Below are 25,506 nucleotides of genomic sequence, written 5' to 3'. Positions count from 1 at the left end.
CATCGTTCTATTGAGGCTTATGCCTTACGATTTCTATATTTACTCGGTGTCATACCTAAATGTTTTGAGCAGTAACGGCTGAAGTAGGAAAGGGACGTAAAATTCATTCTATCGCTAATCTGTGTCAGTGAAAGGCTCTCGTCATCAAGGTATTTCCGTAAAATAGGAATAGTAACACGGTCAATATAAGCGGTAATAGTGTTTCCCGTAGTGCGTTTGATGGTACGTGAGAGATACTTCAAGGACACGTGTAGCTGCTCAGCAAAATAGGTTGCGTCCCGCTGTGTACGTGTAATACCAGTGGAAAGCATCCTTAGAAATTCGTTGACAACATAATTGGCATGGTCTACATCCTCTCGATTACGATAATAGACTGCGTGGAATCCAAATATATCATAGATCATTGTAAGGCACATACTTTCCATAATTTCGTAGTAATAGAGAGATTCCTTTTCTCCAAGTCTGTCACGAAGGTGGTGAATATCAGCTAAGAATTTCTCTGCATTCTCCGCAGAAAGCGGGATAATAGGGTCTTGATAGAGACTCATACTTCCTCTGATGCTGTAATTGTTTGGGGGAAGTGAATTTCTAAGAAAGTAAGCATTAGCAGCGAAACACTCTATTCGGAAATCGTTTGTGACGGCAATATTCTTTACCTCGTCAGGGCGACTTATAACGATAAGGTCATTCTTATTGATGTGAAAACACGACTCGTTATAGACGAAGCTACCCTCCCCATTTATGCAGATAATATGAAAAATGCAGTGAGAAAACCGCTCATCCTCTATCATGTGGATATCGGTTGAATAAGCAAGGTCGAAGTCCTTTAATATCATCATATTGCAAAAATAAGCACTATTTTGGTCTACTCCAAATCTTTTTTGTGTAAAAAGTGAAACAAGAGGTAGAAAAAGTGAAACAAACCATTGATTTCTTTTGCGTAATTTTGCACCGTCAAACGATAATAACAAATTTTGTTGTCGATACATAGGTGCAGTCCTTTCATAGGATAAAGTGCTCTTTTATAGGTTCTTAACTATCGAGTATGAGTCCGCCTAACGACATAAAATAATACGTAGAACTAATAATTCATTAATAAATAAGCAAGACGAAATATGGAAACAATCAAATTAAGCAACGGAGTTGAGATGCCTCTTTTGGGCTATGGAGTATTTTTGGTAAGTCCTGACGAGTGCGAACGCAGTGTAAGTGAGGCTCTGAAAGTAGGCTATCGCCTTATTGACACCGCCCAGATTTATGGTAATGAAGAAGGTGTCGGACGTGCTTGGCGCAAGAGTGGACTTAGACGTGACGAGCTTTTCCTCGTAACTAAGGTGTGGCCTTCTAATGCAGGAGAGGAGAAGGCTGCTACAAGCATTGAAGAGAGTCTGCGTAAACTTGATACAGACTATATTGACCTTCTGCTCATTCATCAGCAATATGGCGATATCTATGGTACATGGCGAGCTATGGAGAAAGCCTATCGTAGCGGTAAGGTGAGAGCTATCGGTGTGTCTAACTTTCAGGCAGGACGCTTCTTCGAGTTTGTTCATTATGTAGATGTAAAGCCAATGATCAATCAGTTGCAGTGTAACGTTATGGCACAGCAGAACGATATTGTGCCAGTCTTAAATGAGACCGATACAAAGATGATGGCGTGGGGACCACTTGGCGGAGAAGGTGTAGACGGTATTGTGCAGAACGAAATTCTCTCGGCTATAGGTGCCAAATATGGTAAAACAGCTGCTCAGGTGGCACTCCGTTGGCTTACTCAGCGAGGTATTGTAGCCATTCCAAAGAGTGTACACGTAGAGCGTATGCAGCAGAATTTTGATATCTTCGACTTCAGTCTTACCGCTGATGAAATGACAGAGGTGGCAGCGCTTAACCAGCAAGATGCAGGATTTATCGACTTCAATAGCCTTTCTTTTGTCAAGTATCTTATTGAAAAATACGGATAAACTTGGCAGAAAACTGATTGAAGGGCTGGGATGTTAAAACGCAAAGCCTAATAATTTGTTATTATCCTTACTCTTCCTAACAGAGATTATTGCGGTAAGTGGCTTGTTAATTTATTAGTCTTTTCACGCATTAGTTAATCGTTGTTTTGTAAAGAAAGTTCAAATCTTAAAAATAAAAAGGGCGTTAATTGGCTTCCAATTAACGCCCTTTTGGCTTGCAAAAGGTGCCCTTTAAGCCCCTTACTAACGCCCTTTTGAAGTCCTATTAGGTACCTTTTGGAGGACACCCCCGCAACTAATTGATTACAAAAGACTTACAAAGGTGTTAGATTTGCTTGTTTTTAGCTCAAATGCCAGTCTGATCTTTGCTTATTTTGTAAATATATTTCTAACCTTTGTAACTTAATTTAAATCTCCACACAGAACTACGGAGCGTTAAAGACTTTGAGATTTGAACACTTATTCCTTTGAACTTTGAGATTTGAACTCTTATTACTTTGAACTTTGAACATTGAACTTTTTGATTTGTTCTTTAACTCTTAAGTTTTGAACTCTCCCAACAATGGTAATCATAATTATGGATTTTAAACTATGAATTTTGAATTTAAAAAAAGGGCTAATAAGCTGCGAGGATAGCCCTCACACCTTATCAGCTGAATATATTTTAGCTGGTATTAGACGGTGCTAATACGCTTTGAGATTACTTCTTCTCCTTGTAGAGGTCTTGACAAGTCTTCCAACCGAAGTGCTTGTAAAGCTCGTTAAGGCGTGTCTCACGCTCCTTGAAAGAAGCAAAGTCCTTCTTATCGTTCTCTGTCCAACCAGTCTCTGCCATAGCTGCAACACGTGGGAGGAGCTGGAAGAAAGCGAGGTCGCGACCGATAACATACTCTGTCCAGAGGTTTGCCTGTACACCCTTAACGTGCTTCTTCAACTCTGGGGTAGCGTCGTCTGGCACTGGGTCGTAGTCGTAAGTTGTCTCAACTGGGAGGAAACCACCGATGAGGGTCATCGTGTTATCCTTTCTCTGATAGTAATCGAGATAGTAATAGTTTACTGGAGTCATGATTGCATCCAAGCCACGCTTAGCCGCTTCAATACCACCATTCACACCACGCCAGCTCATGACAGTTGTACCCTTGTCTACATCACCCTCAAGAATCTCGTCCCAACCGATGATGTTACGACCCTTAGACTCCAAGTGTTTTGCCACTTGATTCATGAAGTGAGCCTGTAGCTGAGCCTCTGCAGAGAAGCCGTTAGAGCCCTTCAAGCCGAGACGTTTGATTTCAGCCTGACAGCGTGGACAGTGTTGCCAACGAATACGTGGAGCCTCGTCACCACCGATATGGATATATTTTGATGGGAAGATATCAACAATCTCATCGAGAACATTGTTCACAAACTCGTAGGTCTTAGGGTTACCAGCGCAGAGAATGTCTGGGAATACGCCCCACTGCTCAGCCACTTTGTAAGGACCACCGGTACAACCAAGCTCTGGGTAAGCTGCCAATGCGCCGAGCATATGACCAGGCATGTCAATCTCAGGGATAACAGTGATATAACGATCAGCTGCATACTTCACAACTTCACGCATCTCATCCTTTGTATAGTAACCACCGTATGGAGTCTCATCAAAGAGTCCTGTCATACGACCAATAACTGTCTGCGCACGCTTTGAACCAACCTCAGTAAGCTTTGGATAGCGGTCAATCTGTGCACGCCAGCCCTGATCCTCAGTGAGGTGCCAGTGGAAGGTGTTGACATTGTGGAGCGCCAACATATCAATGAACTCCTTAATGAAACTCATCTTGAAATAGTGACGAGCGCAATCGAGCATTGTACCACGATAGCCGAAGCGTGGATAGTCTACGATACGAGCTGCTGGGAAGGTTACGTTCTCAGCCTTCTCCAATGGCAATGACTTGCGAAGCGTCTGTACACCATAGAATACACCACGTGGAGTCTTACCTTCAATAGTAATGTTCTTAGCTTTTATGGTGATGACATAACCCTCTTCATTCTCCAGCTTTGCATTGAGTTTCAGCGTGATTGTTGCTCCTTTCTTGTTCATTCCATTTGGCACAATACCAGTTGCCTCCTGTACATATTGTTTTAAGAAATCACCATTACGGCGCATTGCCTCGTCATTGCTTGCTACGTTGATAACGGTGTTAGCATCCAAAACGAATGGTGCACCCTTCTCAGCAGTAATGCTTTGTGGGAGAGGAACTACCTGGTAGTTCGCATCTGTGGCATGAAGTGAGAATGTAGCCATCATCAATGCCACTGAAAGTAAGATTTTCTTCATCTCGATTAAATGAATGTTTTGTATTTAGGTTTTTATATTCTGGACTTCAACTATCCATGCACAAAGATACGAAAAATATCTGATTAAATGCTTAATGAGGGTGAAAAGTGTAGAAAATCTACTTATTCTATTAAAAAGATAATGCCTTGTCCACGTGGGGCAAGGCATTATTATGTTTTAGTAAGCTTACTCTTCAATCTCAGAGAGGCTTCTGACGAAGTTGCTAAAGAAGTTGCTTGTTGTCTCAATGGGTGCATATCCTACGTAGCGGAGGCTTCGACGGACGTTACGACGAAGTACGGAACTATTGTTTTGTACAAATCCTACGGCGTTTTGTCTGAAGTGCCATTCGTGTGCAGTGTCCTTGGCTAAGTCTGAAATACTGCGTAATGTGAGGCGGTAGGCATTTGGGTCACTCTTGGTAACGAATGGGATTTCGTCTTCTTCAAAGCCAAAGACGGAGATGAGGACATTGCCTTGTAGTTCTGCCATAGCATGCAGTTGCAGGGTGTTTAGCCAGTTCTCCAACTTTACGAAGTCTACTTTGTTTCCACGAGTTCTTAGGTATTCGCCCATTGTGATGATACCACCTAAGTTCATACCACGTGTAAACATTGTTTCAGAGTTAGAGACAATGATTTTCAATAAGTCCAGCGTCTCGGTAGAGGTATCGATGCTATGCAGTTCGTTGTAGATGAGATTCTTGAGTCTTCGGTTTAACAGGGTGTTACTAAGTCTCACGGTCTTGGGAATTCTTGCCGTTAATGTCTTGCGTTCCTCCTGCTTTGCTCTGACATCAGCAATGATACTCTCTAGCAGGTTGAGCCCTTCATCCATAGAGTGTCTTGCGATGCCATTAATGAAAATAGGCATCACTTGTTGTGCTTCGACCATCTGTATGAGTCTTCGCCACTTGAAAGCAGACATTGGTTCGAGGTTCGACTGTGTGCCGAATGCGCCCGAACATAAGATTCGGAAGAAGTTTCGTTGAATGATATCCATTCCAGATGATTCTATTGGTTGCATGATGTTGGGTGTTGGGTGTTGGGTGTTGGGTGATGAATGATGGGTGTTGATGATATGTTATGAGTAACGGTGAGGATAATGGGTGATGGGTGTTGAATATTGGGTGATGATGATATGTTATGAGTAACGGCGGGGATAATGGAAGAGAATAGAGAGGAAGGCTGTGATGCCCAATAGTATTGGATAATACAAGAATGGGACGATGCTCACAGGGTTAATCTTTGCCAAACCTGCTGCCATTAATATCTGTGCACCATAAGGAATCAACCCCTGCGCACAACATGAGAAGGTGTCGAGGATGCTGGCTGCCTTACGTTTATCTACGCCATATCGGTCGCCTATCTGCTTTGCAATACCGCCCACGGTAAGGATTGCCACCGTGTTATTTGCTGTACAGATATCCACTAAGCTTACGAGAAAAGCAATGGTTAGCTCTGCTCCACGCTTGCTGTTGACGTGACGGGTAATAACCTTGATGAGATAATCAATACCTCCATTCTCGCGGATAATCTCCAACATTCCACCCGCCATCATCGTGATGATAATCAGTTCGCCCATGCCTGTGATACCTGTACCCATACTTCCAAACCAACCATAGACATCATAGCTGCCGTCAATGATGCCAATGGCACCCGTAAGGACGATTCCAATGGTCAACACAGCCATCACGTTTATGCCAAAGAGCGCGCAAATCAGTACTGCCATGTAAGGGATGACCCTGTAGATATCTACACTCGCCGTTTGTCCCATCGTATGAATGTCCTTACCCATAAAGATATAGGCAAGCAGAATCATAACTGCTGCAGGGGCAACGATGAAGAAGTTTACCTTAAACTTATCAGCCATCTTACACTCTTGTGTTCTTGTTGCCACAACAGTTGTGTCGCTAATGAAGGAAAGGTTGTCGCCAAAGAACGAACCACCCACGACGATCGCTACCACGAATGGTAGCGAACTCCCTGTGGAATTGGCAATACCCGCTGCGATAGGTGTTAGTGCCACGATGGTTCCGACACTCGTTCCGATACTCATAGAGATGAAGCAAGCAGCGAGGAAGAGTCCTGGCAGCAGCATGTTATCTGGTAGGACGGAGAGGGTTAGGTTGACCGTAGCGTCAATACTGCCCATGTCCTTAGCCGAGTTGGCGAATGCTCCAGCAAGTACGAATATCCACAGCATCATCATCATGTTGTCTGTACTGGCTCCCTTGCTGTATATCTCAATTCGTTTTGCGAGTGGATAGCCTCCTGATATGGCAATAGCAAAGATACTCGAAGCCATGAAAGCCACGGTAATCGGTACCTTATAGAAGTCGCCTGATAGGATGGAGGTGACCAGATACAATACGATGAATATAAGTAACGGACTCAATGCGAGGAGTCCTTTTTTGTTTTCTGTCATTTATTGGGTGTTGGGTGTTGGATGTTGAATGTTAGGTGTTGAGTGTTGAATGTTAGGTGTTGATGATTTCTATTAACCTATGATTCATTCCCTATTCACACTTACCATTTCTCGTCTTAAGTACGCGTACATCTTGTGTTAAGCCTCCGCACATTATGTGTTAACCCTCTGCACGTCATGTGTTGAGCATCGTCACCATTTTTATCAATGCCTTCCTTTATCTTTTTTCATCTCTTCTTCTATCTTATCATATCATATCCCCCCTTTTACTACCTCTCTTTCATCTCTTTTTAGCAATTTTGCCTCCCTCCCCTTTCGGGGAGGGTCGGGGTGGAGCTTTACCCCCACGTCCTATGATAAAAGTCTATATTCTCTTGTGTCAGCAGGTCAATAGGCATATAATTGACTGGCTCCACCTTCTTTTTCAACACGATAGCACGGAAGAGAGAGTCAACACTAAAATATCCCTGCTGGTAAGCGTGCTGTGCAATGAGGAACGAGATACTCCCATCCCGGAGACAATCAGCATTCTTATGCACCACGTCATAGCCCATAATCTGAACATTCTTACGATGTGTCTTCAGTAAGAACTTACCCACGACATGCGCTTTAGAGTTAAAGGTGATACAATGATGTACCTCTGGATGCTCACTGAAGAACTTTTCTAATATGTGGTCGTAACGTTTCCGCTCTTCATCTAAAGGCAGGTTTACTTCAAGAATCTTTATCTCAGGGAAGTTCTCTTCCATATAATTACGGAACCCCACCTCACGATTTTCCTGCTGCCGGCTCGCCATCTTACCATCTTTTATTTGCTTCATAAGCATGATGCTCTCTTCCTTTTGTGCAATGAGCATCAGCATTCGTGCCGCAAAACGTCCACTCTGGATGGAGTCCTGTCCATAAAACGACAGCGGTTGCAGCGATGGCATGTAAGAGTCAAGTAGGATGAAAGGAATGTTGCGGTCGTGCAATTCGTCCGTGAACTGGCGTGTTAACTCTATCGTTGTAGGCACAAGGATAACGCCATCAGGATTCTTCCTGAGGCATTTCTGGTAAGTTTCGATAAAGGAGTTGGAATCTAATCGGCTGTAATACATGATTTCCACGTCGAGATAAAAGTCTCTGCGTGCCTCTGCTGCCTTCATTGCGCCAATCTCAATCTCTTCCCAATACGCCTCGCTGCTATGCTTTGGAATCAGACAATAGAACGTGTAACTCTTGTTATAAGCCAGTGCACTCGCATATACATTTGGCTGATAATTCATTTCCTTTAACACCTTTTCCACTCGTTTCAGTGCCGTTTCCGATACATTCGGGCGTTTATGCAATACTCTGTCAACTGTTCCAACGCTTACACCAGCACGTTCTGCAATGTCTTTGATTCTTATCTTTTCTGCCATAAATATGGGAAGTGAATATAATATTTTTGCTTTGCAAATTTACTAATAATTGTTGGAATGTGCGAAAGCACAGCAGTAGTTTTTATGCGATACTCTTCTTTTTATTATTTAATCACATTTAGAATGATTTATAAAAGGATCTTGCGTTCAGAAATAAAGAGGAATGTCTTCACACAAGAAAATGTAATAAAAAATCATAACCTGAAAATCAATAGATGCTCTTTTGGCTTTGAAAAGACGCCCAATTGCGTTGCAAAAGATGCCCTTTAAGGACCTTACTAACGCCCTTTAAGAAGCTAATTAAGCACCTTTTGCGAAGTATTTTTGTAACTGCTTTATAATAAGTGAGCTGCAAAGGTGTTTGTGTTGGTGATTTTTGGATATGATAAAGATAAAAAAGAGACTCGAAGTGTAAGGATTTTTCTAAATATCTTGATGCCAAAAAACAACGAACAAGGAGATATCAGAGAGCTTGTTTTTAGAATGAATTTCTTATTTCAATGTAGTTCTTAAACAGCCAGGAATGACCTTCTGACAAAAGTTTAACCACCTCTGCGAAAACGAAAAGTCCAATAATGACCGAAAGGATAAAAACAAAACTGAAACCAAAGAATATCCATAGATCGCCATCCGCATACTTTTCCTGAAAACGACGGAGGCGTGAAGAGGATTTATTGACAAACTCACTGGTTGTTTCCGTTGCATTCATCAGTTTCTCACCAGCCTGCTTAGACACGTGTAGGGCACGATGGGAAGCCTCAACTAACTTACTCCTCATCTCGGCAAGTTTCTCTTTTGAAGGTGAGCTGATAAGATGGGTTGAGACAGTAGGAAGGTTCTTGGCTTTCTTTACTTCAATAGGAGATGCGTCAGCCAAAGGAATAACAGAACGAGCATGGGTGCGAAAAGACTTCGGTGCATCAAACCTACAGTTCAATACGTTACCACAATAGGGGCAGCGATATTTCATTGTCCCATATTTCTCAGTCTCAGCCACAAACTCGCGACCGCAGTTATTACATTTGACAGTATACCTCATGATGGGGGCAAAATTATAAAAAAATGTTGAAAGGAAAGAAAAAGCTTTGTTAATTCATAATTCAATTCATTATTATGAATAGTTTTCAGAATGAGTACGCAAGGTTTACCAATATTGAGTTGCTGGCAGCATGATACTTACCATAAGCGAGATTTAACTTAAATTGTTCAAGGTTGATACCCGCTCCAACGCTAAATCCAGCTCCGTGAGCACTGGCATTATCTGCCTTGCCAATGGTCATTTCGTCAGCTCTACGGAAGTTATAACCACCTCCAATCCAAATACTTTCAGACAACAAGATGTCTGCACCAAGATTGAGGTGATTGATAAAACGATAATCGTAATGGGTCAGGTCGACGAGCGTTGCCGATACTCTAACAGGGAGAGCTGCGAAAGTCTTGCTCACACCCACTTGCACATCGATAGGCATCTTACCATAATTCTCTTCGTAAGCCTTAATCTGTCCGCCGAGGTTCTTGGCAACCAAGGATACCGACCATTGTCTTTCAGGTTCATACCAGTTGAGACCGAGGTCAACGCCCACTGCCATAGAGTTGTAATTACCAATATAGGAAGTGATGAATTTTGCCGTGATACCACCCATCAAGTTACGTGCTAATTCATAGGCGAAGATACCTTCCACGGCAATCTCATTAGCGTTGAAAGTACCAGTCTGTACGTTATTTGCATCGACTTCCTTCATTTTTCCGTAGTTCATATACTGTACACCACCTGCGAGTGTAGCCTTTTCGCCCAATGCCTTAGTATAAGAAACACCCATATAATTTGCCCCTCGCATATAATTCATATAGCTAAGTCCCACCGTTTTATCGCTCACTGACGATGCCAACGCAGGGTTAGAGAACATCAGCGAAGGGTCGTCTTCAATGATAGTAATATTCTCACCGCCCAAAGCAGCAGCGTGTGCACTCACTGGAAGACGTAGGAAGTTGTATTCAGTTTGACTCTCCTGTGCCCTGATTACAGCCGCAAAAAGGACTAAGAGGAGGGTGAAAACGATTTTTTTCATTTAATCTAAATTAATTTCTCGGCAAAGTTACATCTTTTTCCGAATATCTTATTACTTTTGTCGTTGCAACTTTAATGTGGCGTTTTTGTGCCCATTATGGATTGTATAACGGCAGAAATAGGTGTTTAGTATATCTTATCTTGGAAATAAAGAAGTCAAATAGAGCAGATTTAGAGAATAAGCGGTGGGTTGGTTTCCTCTTGGGAATCATTGTTGCACTGTCTTTCTTCTTTGTTGCCATGGAGTATAATGCAACGGGGAGTGATGATGATTCGGCTAATACTAAGACCATCAAGAACGTCACGCTGCACGATATGGATATGTTGCCTGCCATCGATCAGCAGAACCTTGCCAAGACGCAAGAGGATAAGAAGCCAACGATGGAGGACCTGCTCAACCTCAAACGCCGTGACGTTCCGAATAAGGTGACACCTCACGATGCGGGAAGTATGAACTCGAATGATAAGAAAACGGGTGCGCCACAGGTGAGTGATGAACCGATAGTTATGCCTATGGTGTCCACAACTCCTGAACCTCCGAAGATAAAAGAAGAAGCTAAAAAGGAGATGGAGAAGATGACTGATGACACTTCCGACAAGGTTGTGGAACGCTATGACGACAAGGTTAGTAAGCGAATCCTCTCCGAAACACCTACACCACCAGGTGGATGGGTGGAGTTTATGAAATGGCTTACAAAGACATTGCAATATCCTGCCGCTGCAAAAGAGAACAAACTGCAAGGCACGGTGAATATTACGTTCATCATTAATACCGATGGTACGGTTGATGATGTCAATATAAAGAGTGGAAAAGTACCCGTTCTTAACGATGAAGTCCTGCGCGTTCTCAAGACAATGGGCAAATGGAAACCAGGCATAGAGAAGAATAAACCCTGCCGTTCGTTGATAGAGATACCGTTTGTCTTCCAACTCTCATAAGGTGTCTGATCTGTCAGAGACTAATTTAACGATGAATATTAAATAACTTTTAACCCCAACTCTATATGTATACTGCTGATGAAATTCTGAGTAAAATTAATGAGTATATTGACAATCTCACTTACGACCGTAAGCCACAGAGTTTGTATGACCCTATAAAATATGTCCTCTCACTCGGAGGAAAGCGCATTCGTCCTACGTTGATGCTCCTCTCATACAATCTTTTTAAGGACGACCCAGAGACAATCCTCTCACCGGCTTGCGCCCTTGAGACCTACCATAACTATACACTTTTGCACGATGACTTGATGGATGATGCACCACTTCGACGTGGACAGCAGACGGTTCATGTGCGTTGGGATGCTAACACGGCTATCCTTTCGGGCGACTCTATGCTGGTTTTAGCTTTCGAAAGAATGGAACAGTGTGACACGAAGTATCTCCGTGAGGTGCTCCGTCTTTTTACTATTACGGCACTTGAGATTGGTGAGGGTCAGCAGTATGACATGGAGTTTGAGAATCGTAATGACGTAAAGGAGGAGGAATACATTGAGATGATTCGTCTGAAGACGAGTGTACTATTAGCTTGTGCGATGAAGATTGGTGCTATCCTCGCTGACGCACCAGCTGAAGATATAGAAAATCTCTATAAGTTTGGCGAACAGATTGGTCTGGCTTTCCAGCTGCAAGACGATTACCTCGATGTCTATGGCGACCCAAAAGTGTTCGGCAAGAAGGTAGGTGGCGATATTGTCTGCAACAAAAAGACTTATATGCTCATCAATGCTTTCAACAAAGCGAATGCTCGTCAGCGTAAGGAATTAGAGAAGTGGATTAATTGCGAGAACTTTAATCACGAAGAGAAAGTTACCGCTGTCACTCATCTATACAATAACATCGGTGTTGACAAGATGGCAATTGAGCGCATCAACTATTATTTTGATGAGGCTAACAAATACCTTGCTGCTGTGAACCTGCCTGATGAACGTAAGGCTGAACTATTAGCTTATGCACAGAAGATGATGCATAGGAAGAGATAAGAAAAGCCCCACCCCGACCCTCCCCGAAAGGGGAGGGAGGCAAATAGGATAAGGTTAGGATAAAGTTAAATAGGTGCATTGATTGCTGAGAAATACTACTCGTCAAGACCTGTCATCCAACAAATCAACAACACCCAACATTCAACATCCAACACCCAACAAACACTTCATCAACACCCAACATTTAACACCTATCACCCAACACCCAACATTCATCACCCAACACCCAATGATTATCGACACCCACGCACATTTAGATGTAGAAGACTTTGCTGATGACCTACCAGAGGTTATCAATCGTGCTCGTGAGGCAGGTGTAGGAAAGATATTCCTACCTGCTATCGACCTCAAATCCATGGATACCGTATTAGCTGTATGTCGTCAGTATCCTGATATTTGCTATCCGATGATAGGGTTGCAGCCAGAGGAGGTACGCGATAATTGGCGTGAAGTATTGGACGCTATGCACGAACGAATCCTCCTCTCGCTCCGTCAAAAGGCAGAGGGAACAGCAAAACCAGGTGAGACGGTCATTGCCATTGGTGAGGTAGGACTCGATTTCTATTGGACACGTGAGTACGAAAAGCAGCAGCTTGCCGCCTTTGAAGAGGCTGTGAAATGGAGCGTTGAGACACGTCTTCCGCTGATGATACACTGCCGTAAGGCACAAAACGAGATGTTACACATCATGCGACCCTATAAGAAAGAACTGCCAGGGGGTGTCTTCCACTGTTTTACTGGTAATCAGAAAGAAGCAGAGGAGTTCCTCCGTTTCGACCGTTTTATGTTAGGCATCGGTGGTGTGTCCACCTTTAAGAGCAGTCATCTACGTGAAGATTTGCCTGCTGCAGTACCTCTCGACCGCATCGTCCTTGAAACCGATAGCCCTTATATGGCACCTGTTCCCCATCGTGGTAAGCGCAACGAAAGTGCCTTTATCGTAGAAGTAATGCGCACACTTGCCCTTAGTTATGGCATTGATGAATCCGAATTTGCCCGCCAAACCAATGAGAATGTGTATAGAGTGTTTGGTGTTAAATGATAGGTGATAATGAATTGACAAGCTGTTTATAACAATAAACATATTAAGCAGTAGCAATAAACATATTAAGCATCGGTATTCATAATTATGAATTGTGAATTATGAATTATGAATTAAGTGGATGTGAATTATGAATTAACAAAATATATGAAGAAAATAACTATCGCCATCGACGGCTTTTCATCATGTGGAAAGAGTACAATGGCAAAAGACCTTGCCAAGGAGATTGGCTATATCTATGTAGATACTGGTGCAATGTATCGTTCTGTTACACTCTATGCACTGCGTCATAACCTCTTCAATGCAGATGGTACAATCCGTGAGAAAGAGTTGCAAGAGCAAATGAAGGATATCAACATCAGCTTCCAACTCAACAAGGAAACTGGTCGTCCTGACACCTATCTCAATGGTGAAAATGTTGAAAACGACATCCGTACAATGGAGGTTTCATCACACGTGAGTCCTATTGCTACACTCGCCTTCGTACGTAAGGCACTTGTCGAACAGCAGCAGCGTATGGGAGCAGAGAAGGGTATTGTTATGGACGGGCGAGACATTGGTACCGTTGTCTTCCCTCATGCCGAGTTGAAAATCTTCGTTACCGCATCAGCTGAGGTGCGTGCGCAGCGTCGTTATGACGAATTGAAGACGAAGGGTATGGAGGCAGACTTTGCCGATATCCTCAAGAATGTGCAAGAACGCGACTATATTGACTCTCATCGTGAGACATCACCACTCCGTAAAGCTGATGATGCCATCGAACTTGATAACAGCCATCTCACCATAGCTGAACAAAAGAAGTGGCTTTACGACCAGTATTGCAAGGCTGCAGAGGTATAGTAGGAAACCTTTTTCTGCGTTGTGCTGATGGTCAGCACCATTCAATGTGTTGCTGAGTTGAGAACAAATTGTTGTGAGAAAACAGCAATAACTCAATGATTTATGAATTAAGAAATACTAAAATCCACAGAATTATATATTGTTCAGACGGTTATCTCAACTTAAAATGTTATCTTTGCACTTATGAAGTTTAAAAAGATAATAATGCTCATAGCCTGCATATTCTCTTTTGCAGGTCTTAAGGCACAATATACAATTCAATGTGAAGACACTTGCAGCCATGTACATGGACTTGATATGAGCCATTATCAGGGTGATGTATGGTGGGAAACAGTAGCAGAGAATAGCAATCATAAGCTCAATTACGTTTACTTAAAAGCTACTGAAGGTGGGTCGCGTATCGACCAACGCTATCTTGACAATATCGAAGCAGCACAACGTTACGGTATGAATGTGGGGTCTTACCACTTTTATCGTCCAGCTGTCCCACAAGAGGAACAGTTGCGTAACTTCCGTATGCAGTGTCGCCCACAAGACCAAGACCTCATCCCGATGGTAGACATTGAGACGACTGGCGGACTGAGTACTGAGGCATTGCGTGATAGCTTGCAGAAGTTTCTCATACTTATGACAAAGGAGTACGGTGTCAAACCCTTGGTTTACACCTATACAAACTTCTATAATCGTTATCTCAGCGGTGCACTCAACGGCTATCTCCTTTTCATTGCACAGTATAATGGGCGTGAGCCAGAACTGAATGATGGAAGAGACATCTTTGCTTGGCAGTACACTGGAAAGGGACGTATCAACGGTGTCAATGGCTATGTTGATAAGTCTCGACTGATGGGTAAGCATAGTATGCGCGAGATACGATACCGACGAAGGCGATAGCGTCGACACAAAGAGAAAAGGAAAAGAATATTATCACCCTACTATAATCTTACATTAGATAAATGATCATCAAATGTCCTGAATGTGGCCATCAAGTGAGCGATAAGGCTCCCGTATGCCCAAGCTGCGGTGTAGAGATTGCCGGACATATCATTAAATGTTCTTATTGCAGTGAATTATACCTCAAAGAGGAGCCATCTTGTCCGAATTGTCATCATACGGAACGCCATAAAGAGTCTTCCGCAACTACTACTGAGCACCACACTGATGGGGCTACTAACGAAAGTAACGAGCAGGAACCCATTGTACTTATGTCTGTTGACAAGGAAGACGCAACTGAAAATGAGGATGTGATTATCCCTACACAGGAAGCAAAAGAGAACGAAGGGGATAACTACAACGCTAAAATACAAGATTCTTTACGCAAGTCTGAAATAGAGGATGAGGCTGTTGATGCCGATTTCATCATTGACAACAATGCTGATGAAGAGGTGATTGCGAATGCTGAGGCAATTGTAGAGGGCAAAGAGAACGAGGAGGCGAACACTTCCGACAAGAATAACCATCTTTCACTGGCTGTTTCATTGCTCATCGCTGCCATCACTGCTGCCGTATTGCTCTTCCTTTATAACCAAGGCGTGGGTATCAGCAAAGCTAACAGCGAGCAGGAGGCTTTTGCACAAGCAATTAGTAGCAACGAGCCTACGGTATTAAAGAATTATCTCAAGGAAAATCCAACAGCCTCTAAAGCACATCGTGACAGTGTGTCAGCACGCCTAAAGGAGTTGTCAACAACCACACAGACGATGCAACAAGCCAATAATGACTTGTCTGTTGCATTGACCAGCAACTCAAAGGAAGTGCTACAACAGTTCATTGCGAAGTACCCAGACTCAAAATATCGTGGCGAGTTTGAAACCAAAATTGACGAGATGGATTGGGCACAAGCTGTTGCTAAAAACAATGAGGATGCTTTTCTCGGCTATAAGGCACAACATCCTAACGGCATCCACAGCAGGGAAGCTGATGAGAAACTGAAAAGTCTGATGGCATCATCTTCCCCTGCACAAGCAGAAAAGGAAGAGCCTGTGGAGTTAAAAGTATCGGAAGGGGAACGCACACGAGCCGTTGCTGCTGTACGCCAACTCTTGCAAGGTATTAATAGTAAGAGCAACGATAAGATTGCCGGTGCTGTTGCTCCATCATTAAACTTCCTCGGAGCAGGCGGTTCAACAGCAAAAGACATCCGTCGTTATATGACTGATAAACTTTATCAGGCTGATGTCAAGACGCTTAATTGGCGACTTGGTTCACCAGCAGAGGTAAGCAAAAAGAGCAATGAGGCTGGTGCAGAAGTTCGAGTAAAGATACCTGCAACGCTTGACATTGAACGAAAAGGAGGTAAGTCAAAGCGTAGCTATGTTATCACGGCAACAGTCAAAAATGGTAGGATAACCCAAGTCAGATGGTAATATACTAATCTCATCTCTTTTTCCTACTGGACCAATGATGTGGCTAACGGAAAGATAAAAAGACCCTTTCTCTGCTCGATAACGAGTTTTGAAAGGGTCTTTTATTTATCATTTTGTCTTGAATAATGAACTTGCCAAAGTGTTTTGGCTCAGTAGGAAAAAGGTGGGGAAATGGTACACAAATAGCTAATTATAAAAAAACTCTTTCCAAACTATGGAATGATAAGTGTTCCCAAATAAGAGAGAAATTATCACATAAAATACAAGAATAGTTTTGTTTCCGTTTTGCTGTCACTTTTAACATTTCGTATATCTTTCTGTGATATAACAAGTTAAGTGTTTAATAGAAATGACAGAAATGACAGGAAAATTAATTGCTGGTTCCAGCCCCTCCCCAAAGAGGGAGGGGGATAACCGAGAAACCCTTTGTAACAGTTTTTTCCTACTCACCCAAAAAGACCCTTTCTCTACTCGATGACGAGTTTTGAAAGGGTCTTTGATTTATCATTTTGTCTAAAACAATGAACTTATCAAAGTGGTATTTTGCTGTTGACACAATTTACTTAGATAAGTACTTAGTTTTCAATCTTATCAATTGTAGGCTTCTTAATCTCAGGCATTGGAGCCTTCACAACAGGTTCTGTCTGTCCTTCAGGCACATTAGGAACAATGACAGGAGCCTCTGGTTCTTCGGTTTTCTCTGATTCTGAAGTCTCTTCTTTAGGGGTTTCTTTTTTCTTTACCTCTTTCACTTCTACCTCTTTTTCTTCTTCCTTTGTCAACACAGGAATCTTCGGACCGTTATCAATGCCGATAACCTCACCCGACATGTCCACCTCATACTTACGAGGAGGTGCCATCTCACGTGTTTCCATAAGAATAGCAAGTACGATTGCACCTACCACTAATACAATCGCACAGATGGAAACAGGGACTTTATAGGTTGGTTTCTTTTTCATTATTTTCTTTTCTTTCCTTTGTCTTATTCCTTATTCAGTTATCTGAACGCAGTAAGGGAGAGGCTGCTGGAGTGTCAGAAAACTAATTGTAGGCTGGTTATCCTTCGTACAAATCAGTGTACTCTTGTCGCCTTTCACAGCCTTACCCATGTCGTATCCCAGTGCCTTTACCTGTGTCTGTAAGCCTGCGAAAGCCATACGGTTAAAGACATAGATATAGACTGTCTTACCATCTTGCGCCAAGAGTACCATACTGGAGTTACCACGTTTCATTGCAGTTGGTAGGAAGTCACTGGTTAAATTCATGTTCTTTACCCAGTTATAATCTTTTCCGAACTCGTCAGAGGAAACTCCTTTATAGCTATAACCTTGCTTCTCTAACACCTGTTTGCCCACTTGTAGCGTCTTTGCTTGGAAGATTTTAATTGCATCTGCCACCGAGACAACGTCTTTTTGTGCATGCACTCCTATTGTAAAGAGGAGTGTAGTGAGTAAGAGTAGTATCTTTTTCATATTTTTTCGTTCGTTTATGCTATACTTGCAATTGCTCATATTGCTTTGACACAACCGCATTATGACACGTTACAAAAGTATGAAAAATATAGAGAATAAGCAAGAAAAGAAAGGAAAATTGAGTTGACAAGTTTGCAAGTTTGCAAGTTTGCAAGTTGACATGTTGACAAGTTTACGAGTGAACAAGTTACTTGCAACAATAAACATAGCAAGTTTGCAAGTTTGCAAGTTTGCAAGTTGACATGTTGACAAGTTTACGAGTGAACAAGTTACTTGCAACAATAAACACAGTAAGTTTGCAAGTTTGCAAGTTGACATGTTGACAAGTTTACGAGTGAACAAGTTACTTGCAACAATAAACACAGCAAGTTTGCAAGTTTGCAAGTTTGCAAGTTTGCAAGTTGACGAGTTGACAAGTTGACGTGTTGCTTGTAACAATAAACACAGCAAATGGTGGTAATCATAATTATGAATTATGAATTATTAATTATGAATGCCCCCTTGTCCCCTTGTTTGCTAAAGGCTATCGTTTACTTTCTTTTCTTTTTAGACGCTAAGCGTTCCTCACGCATCTTAGCCATCACAGCCTCCTTTTCCTTAGTACGTTGTCCTGAAAGACGAGCAATAAGGTGGTCGAGGTCTACGGCAATATCCTTGAATTGAGCAAATTCTTCATTGTTCTCAAAGAGTTTCTCAACCATACAAGAAGGGATATTCTTAGCCTTCTCTTGTAGTTCTTTTCCATGTTTGGTAAGCGACACGTAGGTTTCCCTTCCGTCTCTCTCACCTTTCACACGGTCAACCAAACCGATTTGTGCCATACGCTGGACGAGTGGAGTCATAGTGTTTGAATCAAGATAAAGACGGTGAGCAAGTTCCATCACCTTCTGATTATCTTCTTCCCACAGAGCCATTAGCACGAGATATTGAGGATAGGTAATCCCCAAGTCCTCAAGGAATGGGTAATAAGTTTGAGTAACTAAGCGGCTCGCTGTGTACAATCTGAAGCAGAGTTGGTTCTGCAGTTTTAGTTGGTTGTATGCCATACTTTGATTCCTTAATGTTTTTGATAACTTCTAAATTGTGAAGTATGTCCTATTCAATGTGTTACCTGAAAATCTATTCTTACTGCAAAGGTACAATAAATTGCATTTATCGTTAATGATATAAGTCTACTTTTAACATTATTTGTATGGCTAAAACAATGCTTTAATGACAGAAAACAGTCATAGGCAGCCATAAACGATACGAATTGTCTATGACTGCCTACGGATTATTTAGAAGTTCTTATCTTACTTATTCAAAGTAATAAAGGAAAGTTGCAATACCCTCAAGTGCTGGTTTGCGCTCGCCTTTAATCTCAATCTGGAACTTGATACCAGCCTTGCAGATACCACGAAGGTTCTCAATACTATCGAGTGTGGCTACAAGGCGAACACGTGAGTTCACGAGGACCGGACGACCGAAGCGCATCTTATCCATACCATAGTTGACCATCATCTTGAGGTTGTTAACCTCGATAATCTCCTGCCACATGTGTGGAAGCAACGAAAGTGTCAGATAGCCATGCGCGATGGTGCTCTTATACTGGCTTTCTACTGCTGCACGCTTTGTGTCAACATGAATCCACTGATGGTCGAGCGTAGCATCAGCAAAGAGGTTAATTCTCTCTTGGTCAACGAGTAACCACTCGCTCTCACCAAGCTTCTCACCCAGTCGGGCAGCAAGCTCTTCGTAATTGTTTACTGTTAATTTTGCCATAGTTCTTGTTGCGTGTAATTTCTACATTACTACGTATGGTAGCTTTTCTTCATCCTTCTTCTCCCTCTTTATATATATAAGGTGGAAAGGATAACCTATCATTCGATGCACAAAAGTACAAAAAACTTTCCAATTGCCCAAATTGATACAGCAAGTGTGATCAGGTAATCAAACTAAAGGTGCGCCTCGAGAGTACGCTCTTTACTTCCAGTTATGGTCGCATCATTAACAAAAACAAGTTTATACTTGATTGTAAGGACGCTGCCCTTTTTAGCGGCACTCAACACCTCAATACGAGGTTCTAAGAAAAAGATGTCAGATGCCAAAGGATTGTGTTTAGGAACCCAAGCTGTAACCTTAAAATTACCATTTTCACTTTTTACCTTGTCAGCATACAGCATAATGTTTTCCCCATTACGCATTAATGTCATCTGTACTTTATCAAACCATAATTGCTGTGATAAACTCTTCACTTTATCGGTGTAATCACCATTAGCCTTATTGGCAAAGTGCTTTTTAAAGAACTCATTCGTTGCTGCACTGCCTGCAATGATAAGTTCATCATTCAAGGCAGAAAGCGGCTTAAAGCCTGTTACTTTCACTTGAAAGTTAGCCAATTCGGTTTCATGCCCATCATTTGCAACAAGATTAATGTTGTAAGTTAATGAGTTTGAGTTGTCGTCCCTGCTCGTCCCTTTGCGTAGTGGAATAAACTTATCTCTATCAAACTTAAGCAGATGAGTATAGAAAACATCAGCATGCTCATAAGCACCACGCATATAGTACTTGCTTGCTTCCTCAGTGTTAGCTGTTACAAGATTTGCATAATACAAGTTTTTATCGAAAGTTACGCTCGGCGAACTATTGCCCATGTTACCCTTTCTACCCTTATAGGTAATCGTGAATGCAATATGACCAGAATGTGCACTACCATCATAGCGTACATCGCTAATTGTTGTGTTTGCCCAATCGGCTGGAGTAAAGGTGTATTGATTGTTTCCGCCAACAGATGAAGACGAAAGGTCAATAAACTTCTGCATATATCCTGCAGTGAACTTACTATTATCCTTCAGACGATAAAGTGTATCGAAATCGAAGTCTTTCAGATAGTCAACGCCCTCTCTCCATTTTGCAACAGCACGTGAAGCCATCGCATAATCATTAGGTTTCTGTGCGAAACCAGTATAATCTACGTCCTTAGTGAAGGTCTTGCCACCGCTATTACCCGTAACTCTCAACGTAAACGTTCCCTGTTCTTCATCGCTTTTCACCACACTCACACTCGTAACGTTCAGCTGCTTTCCATTGACAGTTTTATTTCCTAAGTCGGCTTTTGCCTTTTCCGTTGCTTGATAAACGTTCATTTGTTTATCAAGATTGAAGAACTTTACAATGTCATCAGTCGTTACTTCAACTACTTTCTCTACTGTTGGTGGCGTTGGCGTCAATGAGTTGTCCTCGCCTCCGCAAGCGGCAAAAAGCAATACTATAGCTACCGCAAAAATAAATTTTCTCATTAATTATTATCCTGTCTCTAATTTGTAAATGGCGTGCCTTCGCTCCCCGTTCTCAACCTTTGCAATAATGATGTAAAAGCATCGGGACTTTGTTGCACGCAAAGAACCGAATGCAAAGATAATAAAAAAACTTGAAATACAATCATCTTTCTCTCTTTTTAAAGAGGAAAACAGTTCAACTATGAATGGTTTAGCAACGGTATGCTAAGGAGTATGCGCTGGCGAGCGATAAGACTATTACGCTCAAACGTGACGTTTCAAACTGCCAAAACACCTCCTGTTTAATCTTAGTATTACAACGTTTTGCTCACAATTCATCCCCTGTCATCCATATAGCATAATGAATTTAACCCTCCGCACATATGGTGTTAACCCTCCGCACCATATGTGCTAACCCTCCGCACAACGCGTGCAGAGCATTCGCACCATAGCAAATGGTGGTAAACATTCACAAACATAGTATGAGTTGAGACCTTAAAACATCCTATTTCGTTGGCTAAAGTGAAAACGCTAAAAACAAAACTGAACAAATAACTTCTTTCTATGCTTACAATAGATTTTATTCTAATCGGGTCAAACACTATCCATTTCCTTATAGAGCCAGATTTTTAGATAAAGTCTGTTTTGTTTGATACATTCTTTGTATCTTTGTAGCTAAGAATAAATATTTTCAAAAGGAGAGGTCGCAGCCTTATGCAGGTGGTGATAGTCCTTTGAACTTGAATGCTTTTCATAAAAGAGTTAGACAACGATGCTTCGTTATATCAATACAGATATTGTTTTTCAGGAGTTTCCCGATGAGGTGACGCTTGCCATCAACGTGTCGGGTTGTCCGTGTCGCTGCCCTGGCTGCCATAGTCAATTTCTCTGGGCAGATAGGGGAGAAGACTTGACGACAGAGGCATTGTCTACACTGATTCTTGAGATGGAAGACACAATAACGTGTGTGGGCTTTATGGGAGGCGATGCCGATGCTGAAGAAGTTGACAGGCTCGCTGAACACATTCGATGTCATCATGCAGGACTGAAAATAGGGTGGTATACAGGGCGCACAGCTATTTCTCCGCTCATCAATCAGCAACGCTTCGATTATATCAAAGTCGGACCTTATCTCCGCCACCTCGGTGGTTTAGATTCTCCTTGCACCAATCAGCGAATGTATCGTCGCTGTGCTGATGGCAGCTTTGAGGATATCACCTCCCGCTTCTGGAAGGCACAAGCTGGCGAGAGTTTATAAAAACCCGTCTTTGATTAAGATAATTTAAGTCTGCGCTCTTTGACATTCTGTAAAAAAATGACTACCTTTGCACTCGCTTTTAAGACGGTTAATTTGTGTTAACAAAAACTAAGTTGGTAGGTCTTATTATTATCAAAACCTCTGAAATAAAGGATTCGTAGGTCTTGCTCTCCGAGAGTATCTTCCATTAGAACAAGGATTAAGACCATATCATTATTATTGTTTTTTTGTTTTTTTTACTCGACTCCGAGAGTATCTTCCATTAGAACAAGGATTAAGACGCACGCTCATTTCCCTTTTGGTGCTGACTATTAGCCTCCGAGAGTATCTTCCATTAGAACAAGGATTAAGACACATAGTCGCCAGTAGAGTTTACAAAGCTACCAGCTACTCCGAGAGTATCTTCCATTAGAACAAGGATTAAGACGCAAACCCTTCGCTCATTATAGTTCCATCAGACTCGCTCCGAGAGTATCTTCCATTAGAACAAGGATTAAGACAAGACAATACACGCCTAACCGTCATTTCTCTTTTGCTCCGAGAGTATCTTCCATTAGAACAAGGATTAAGACCTTCAAAGAACACGTTTTCGTATTTCTCTACAGCTCCGAGAGTATCTTCCATTAGAACAAGGATTAAGACCACTTAAAGTTCTTTTTCTATTCATAGTTATTTACTCCGAGAGTATCTTCCATTAGAACAAGGATTAAGACCTTCGCTCATCGTTACACCATCAGACTCGTATTCTCTCCGAGAGTATCTTCCATTAGAACAAGGATTAAGACAAATCTTCGCTGTTACTCCTGCTAAGAAGGAGAAGGCCTCCGAGAGTATCTTCCATTAGAACAAGGATTAAGACTCTTCTGTTTCCTCTTCACCAGTCGATGCGCCAGACTCCGAGAGTATCTTCCATTAGAACAAGGATTAAGACGCCTAAAACTTCTCCTTCATAGTTTTTACAAGCTCCGAGAGTATCTTCCATTAGAACAAGGATTAAGACACTACCAACCACTCTTTGCATGCAGCAAATAACTCTTCTCCGAGAGTATCTTCCATTAGAACAAGGATTAAGACTTAAAGTACTATTAATAATACTGAATGTTATGCTCTCCGAGAGTATCTTCCATTAGAACAAGGATTAAGACCCTTTTACTGACTTAGCACCATTCTTGATGAGTTCTCCGAGAGTATCTTCCATTAGAACAAGGATTAAGACCTCTTGAAAGAGATTCTCTAATACTTGTCATAATATTCTCCGAGAGTATCTTCCATTAGAACAAGGATTAAGACTACAACTAAGCATACGCAAACTTTAATCATACTGCTCCGAGAGTATCTTCCATTAGAACAAGGATTAAGACTTTGTTGTTTATGAATTTATAATTATTTCGGGAAACCTCTCCGAGAGTATCTTCCATTAGAACAAGGATTAAGACGTAATACTACAACTTCTTTCTTTTAGCGTTCTTTCCACTCCGAGAGTATCTTCCATTAGAACAAGGATTAAGACACAGTATAGTAAGATTTCATACTTACGTTGTAAGCTCCGAGAGTATCTTCCATTAGAACAAGGATTAAGACAAATAGTACTGCGAATCACAGGGTTACCTGACTTATCAAGCTCCGAGAGTATCTTCCATTAGAACAAGGATTAAGACTCTTTGCAGATGTAACCTGTAACTGAAAAATTGTTCTCCGAGAGTATCTTCCATTAGAACAAGGATTAAGACAGCTGGTAATGACTTGAGGTTGATTGTTACACCAATCTCTCCGAGAGTATCTTCCATTAGAACAAGGATTAAGACTTCCCATCAGTGTCGACTTCCTCGCTTATCATGCGATTCTCCGAGAGTATCTTCCATTAGAACAAGGATTAAGACCCATGAGAATTACGGCTCCAAAGTTCTACCTTATCTCCGAGAGTATCTTCCATTAGAACAAGGATTAAGACCGCAGTGTGCGTAGAGTATCGAGGAAAGTTAGTGCGCTCCGAGAGTATCTTCCATTAGAACAAGGATTAAGACCTCTTGTTAAAGAACGATGGGTAAATGTTTACAATCTCCGAGAGTATCTTCCATTAGAACAAGGATTAAGACGTGAAGTAAAGTAGAGATTAGACAGTGCTCTTATGCTCCGAGAGTATCTTCCATTAGAACAAGGATTAAGACTACTGTCATAATTCTTATTCGTTTAGTTAATGATGTCTCCGAGAGTATCTTCCATTAGAACAAGGATTAAGACGTGTCTACATTAGATGGAACAGGGAAAATAGAATGCTCCGAGAGTATCTTCCATTAGAACAAGGATTAAGACACAACCATTTTGGCAAAACCTTTGTCTTCGCCATCTCCGAGAGTATCTTCCATTAGAACAAGGATTAAGACTCACCTGTTTTATCTGTTATATATTTTAATGTTCTCCGACTCCGAGAGTTTCTTCCATTAGAACAAGGATTAAGACACCAAAGTAGCTGCTGGTTTAATTTTACCAATCTCTCCGAGAGTATCTTCCATTAGAACAAGGATTAAGACCTGAGAGTGAAAGAGTACAACGAACCTTGTTGTATTCGCTCCGAGAGTATCTTCCATTAGAACAAGGATTAAGACACAGTGTGATAATGAATGAGTGTTTTTCCGTCGCTCCGAAGTATCCTCCATTAAAACAAGGATTTACCTCAGAACACTTTGTGTCCGTCATTAAGGGTGCGTACTTCGAGGGTAGCAAATGATTTTTATAACGGGAGATTTTACCTTTCAAGTAATTGCAAAGTAATCAATCTTCTTTTTATTCATTTAGAGAGTAATTCTCTGTGGTAACATGATGGGGGAGGGTAGAGATGGGTGGTGAATGCTATGTGCCTATCATCTCTGATGTTGTTAAGTTTACTCCTCTTAAAAAATGGTTTAAGGGGGAATAAGATGGGAAGTATAGGAAAAGCCGACTGTTAATCAAACCAAGATTATTAAATAAGCAAAATATCTTGGTGAGAAGTACGATTTAGTTTTTTAGGTGGCTTCTATTAATTAGCTCTGTTCGAGAATAAAACGAGAGTGAGCGAAGGAGTTATGTAGACATAACACTTGAGTGAACTGGCAATTTGAGCCAAATCCACCTTAAGATTAATA

At 41.7% G+C, this 25,506-nt stretch carries 20 protein-coding genes and 1 CRISPR repeat array; of the genes, 8 read left to right on the top strand and 12 right to left on the bottom strand.

What is annotated here, in order from left to right:
• Nucleotides 1-17 precede the first annotated feature (17 nt).
• Entirely contained in the window at nucleotides 18-839 is an 822-nt protein-coding gene (locus J5A56_RS01860) for an AraC family transcriptional regulator (RefSeq protein WP_036918897.1), read from the bottom strand.
• Between the two features lie 276 nt (nucleotides 840-1,115).
• On the opposite strand from J5A56_RS01860, the gene J5A56_RS01855 reads away from it, so the two are divergent.
• On the top strand, nucleotides 1,116-1,961 hold the full coding sequence (locus J5A56_RS01855; RefSeq protein ID WP_021670967.1) for an aldo/keto reductase: 846 nt from the start codon (nucleotides 1,116-1,118) through the stop codon (nucleotides 1,959-1,961).
• 700 nt (nucleotides 1,962-2,661) lie between these two features.
• On the opposite strand, the gene J5A56_RS01850 is transcribed toward J5A56_RS01855, so the two are convergent.
• The 6 genes from J5A56_RS01850 to porQ form a co-directional block, all read right to left on the bottom strand.
• Nucleotides 2,662-4,272, bottom strand: coding sequence for a beta-N-acetylhexosaminidase (locus J5A56_RS01850; protein ID WP_021670966.1), 1,611 nt, complete (start codon nucleotides 4,270-4,272; stop codon nucleotides 2,662-2,664).
• 186 nt (nucleotides 4,273-4,458) lie between these two features.
• Complete coding sequence (locus J5A56_RS01845; RefSeq protein ID WP_036918894.1) at nucleotides 4,459-5,274, bottom strand: hypothetical protein; 816 nt, start codon at nucleotides 5,272-5,274, stop codon at nucleotides 4,459-4,461.
• A gap of 141 nt (nucleotides 5,275-5,415) precedes the next feature.
• The gene (locus J5A56_RS01840) at nucleotides 5,416-6,699 is read right to left on the bottom strand and encodes a Na+/H+ antiporter NhaC family protein (RefSeq protein WP_021670964.1); all 1,284 of its coding nucleotides are present in this window, start codon (nucleotides 6,697-6,699) and stop codon (nucleotides 5,416-5,418) included.
• Between the two features lie 338 nt (nucleotides 6,700-7,037).
• The gene (locus tag J5A56_RS01835) at nucleotides 7,038-8,102 is read right to left on the bottom strand and encodes a LacI family DNA-binding transcriptional regulator (RefSeq protein ID WP_021670963.1); all 1,065 of its coding nucleotides are present in this window, start codon (nucleotides 8,100-8,102) and stop codon (nucleotides 7,038-7,040) included.
• A 478-nt stretch (nucleotides 8,103-8,580) separates the two neighbouring features.
• Nucleotides 8,581-9,141 (bottom strand): hypothetical protein, encoded by a 561-nt coding sequence (locus J5A56_RS01830; RefSeq protein WP_021670961.1) that lies wholly within the window; start codon nucleotides 9,139-9,141, stop codon nucleotides 8,581-8,583.
• Between the two features lie 85 nt (nucleotides 9,142-9,226).
• The gene (gene porQ / locus J5A56_RS01825; RefSeq protein ID WP_021670960.1) at nucleotides 9,227-10,171 is read right to left on the bottom strand and encodes a type IX secretion system protein PorQ; all 945 of its coding nucleotides are present in this window, start codon (nucleotides 10,169-10,171) and stop codon (nucleotides 9,227-9,229) included.
• A gap of 140 nt (nucleotides 10,172-10,311) precedes the next feature.
• On the opposite strand from porQ, the gene J5A56_RS01820 reads away from it, so the two are divergent.
• From J5A56_RS01820 to J5A56_RS01795, 6 genes are all read left to right on the top strand, one after another.
• On the top strand, nucleotides 10,312-11,109 hold the full coding sequence (locus tag J5A56_RS01820) for an energy transducer TonB (RefSeq protein ID WP_036918889.1): 798 nt from the start codon (nucleotides 10,312-10,314) through the stop codon (nucleotides 11,107-11,109).
• Between the two features lie 65 nt (nucleotides 11,110-11,174).
• Nucleotides 11,175-12,149 carry a polyprenyl synthetase family protein gene (locus J5A56_RS01815; RefSeq protein ID WP_021670958.1) on the top strand — a complete coding sequence of 325 codons (975 nt, stop codon included), beginning with the start codon at nucleotides 11,175-11,177 and terminating at the stop codon, nucleotides 12,147-12,149.
• A gap of 229 nt (nucleotides 12,150-12,378) precedes the next feature.
• Nucleotides 12,379-13,191 (top strand): TatD family hydrolase, encoded by an 813-nt coding sequence (locus tag J5A56_RS01810; protein ID WP_021670957.1) that lies wholly within the window; start codon nucleotides 12,379-12,381, stop codon nucleotides 13,189-13,191.
• Nucleotides 13,192-13,338: 147 nt separating this feature from the next.
• The gene (gene cmk, locus J5A56_RS01805; protein WP_021670956.1) at nucleotides 13,339-14,031 is read left to right on the top strand and encodes a (d)CMP kinase; all 693 of its coding nucleotides are present in this window, start codon (nucleotides 13,339-13,341) and stop codon (nucleotides 14,029-14,031) included.
• Between the two features lie 183 nt (nucleotides 14,032-14,214).
• Complete coding sequence (locus tag J5A56_RS01800; RefSeq protein ID WP_021670955.1) at nucleotides 14,215-14,922, top strand: glycoside hydrolase family 25 protein; 708 nt, start codon at nucleotides 14,215-14,217, stop codon at nucleotides 14,920-14,922.
• Between the two features lie 62 nt (nucleotides 14,923-14,984).
• Nucleotides 14,985-16,394 carry a zinc ribbon domain-containing protein gene (locus J5A56_RS01795; RefSeq protein WP_021670954.1) on the top strand — a complete coding sequence of 470 codons (1,410 nt, stop codon included), beginning with the start codon at nucleotides 14,985-14,987 and terminating at the stop codon, nucleotides 16,392-16,394.
• 575 nt (nucleotides 16,395-16,969) lie between these two features.
• Here J5A56_RS01795 and J5A56_RS01790 read toward each other — a convergent pair.
• From J5A56_RS01790 to J5A56_RS01770, 5 genes are all read right to left on the bottom strand, one after another.
• Nucleotides 16,970-17,353: a hypothetical protein gene (locus J5A56_RS01790; RefSeq protein WP_021670953.1), complete on the bottom strand. Its 384-nt coding sequence runs from the start codon at nucleotides 17,351-17,353 to the stop codon at nucleotides 16,970-16,972.
• Between the two features lie 30 nt (nucleotides 17,354-17,383).
• Nucleotides 17,384-17,866, bottom strand: coding sequence for a hypothetical protein (locus J5A56_RS01785; RefSeq protein WP_036918885.1), 483 nt, complete (start codon nucleotides 17,864-17,866; stop codon nucleotides 17,384-17,386).
• A gap of 530 nt (nucleotides 17,867-18,396) precedes the next feature.
• Nucleotides 18,397-18,912: a MarR family winged helix-turn-helix transcriptional regulator gene (locus J5A56_RS01780; RefSeq protein ID WP_021672807.1), complete on the bottom strand. Its 516-nt coding sequence runs from the start codon at nucleotides 18,910-18,912 to the stop codon at nucleotides 18,397-18,399.
• 250 nt (nucleotides 18,913-19,162) lie between these two features.
• Nucleotides 19,163-19,627: a MaoC family dehydratase gene (locus tag J5A56_RS01775; RefSeq protein ID WP_021672806.1), complete on the bottom strand. Its 465-nt coding sequence runs from the start codon at nucleotides 19,625-19,627 to the stop codon at nucleotides 19,163-19,165.
• 173 nt (nucleotides 19,628-19,800) lie between these two features.
• Nucleotides 19,801-21,144: a lipoprotein 17-related variable surface protein gene (locus tag J5A56_RS01770; protein ID WP_021672804.1), complete on the bottom strand. Its 1,344-nt coding sequence runs from the start codon at nucleotides 21,142-21,144 to the stop codon at nucleotides 19,801-19,803.
• A gap of 751 nt (nucleotides 21,145-21,895) precedes the next feature.
• On the opposite strand from J5A56_RS01770, the gene nrdG reads away from it, so the two are divergent.
• Entirely contained in the window at nucleotides 21,896-22,381 is a 486-nt protein-coding gene (nrdG, locus tag J5A56_RS01765; protein ID WP_021672802.1) for an anaerobic ribonucleoside-triphosphate reductase activating protein, read from the top strand.
• A gap of 169 nt (nucleotides 22,382-22,550) precedes the next feature.
• Nucleotides 22,551-24,987: a CRISPR direct-repeat array (repeat unit 37 nt; unit sequence CTCCGAGAGTATCTTCCATTAGAACAAGGATTAAGAC).
• Nucleotides 24,988-25,506: the final 519 nt, after the last annotated feature.

The organism is Prevotella melaninogenica (assembly GCF_018128065.1).
Classification (GTDB): domain Bacteria; phylum Bacteroidota; class Bacteroidia; order Bacteroidales; family Bacteroidaceae; genus Prevotella.
This window is presented reverse-complemented; position numbering and strand designations above follow the sequence as displayed.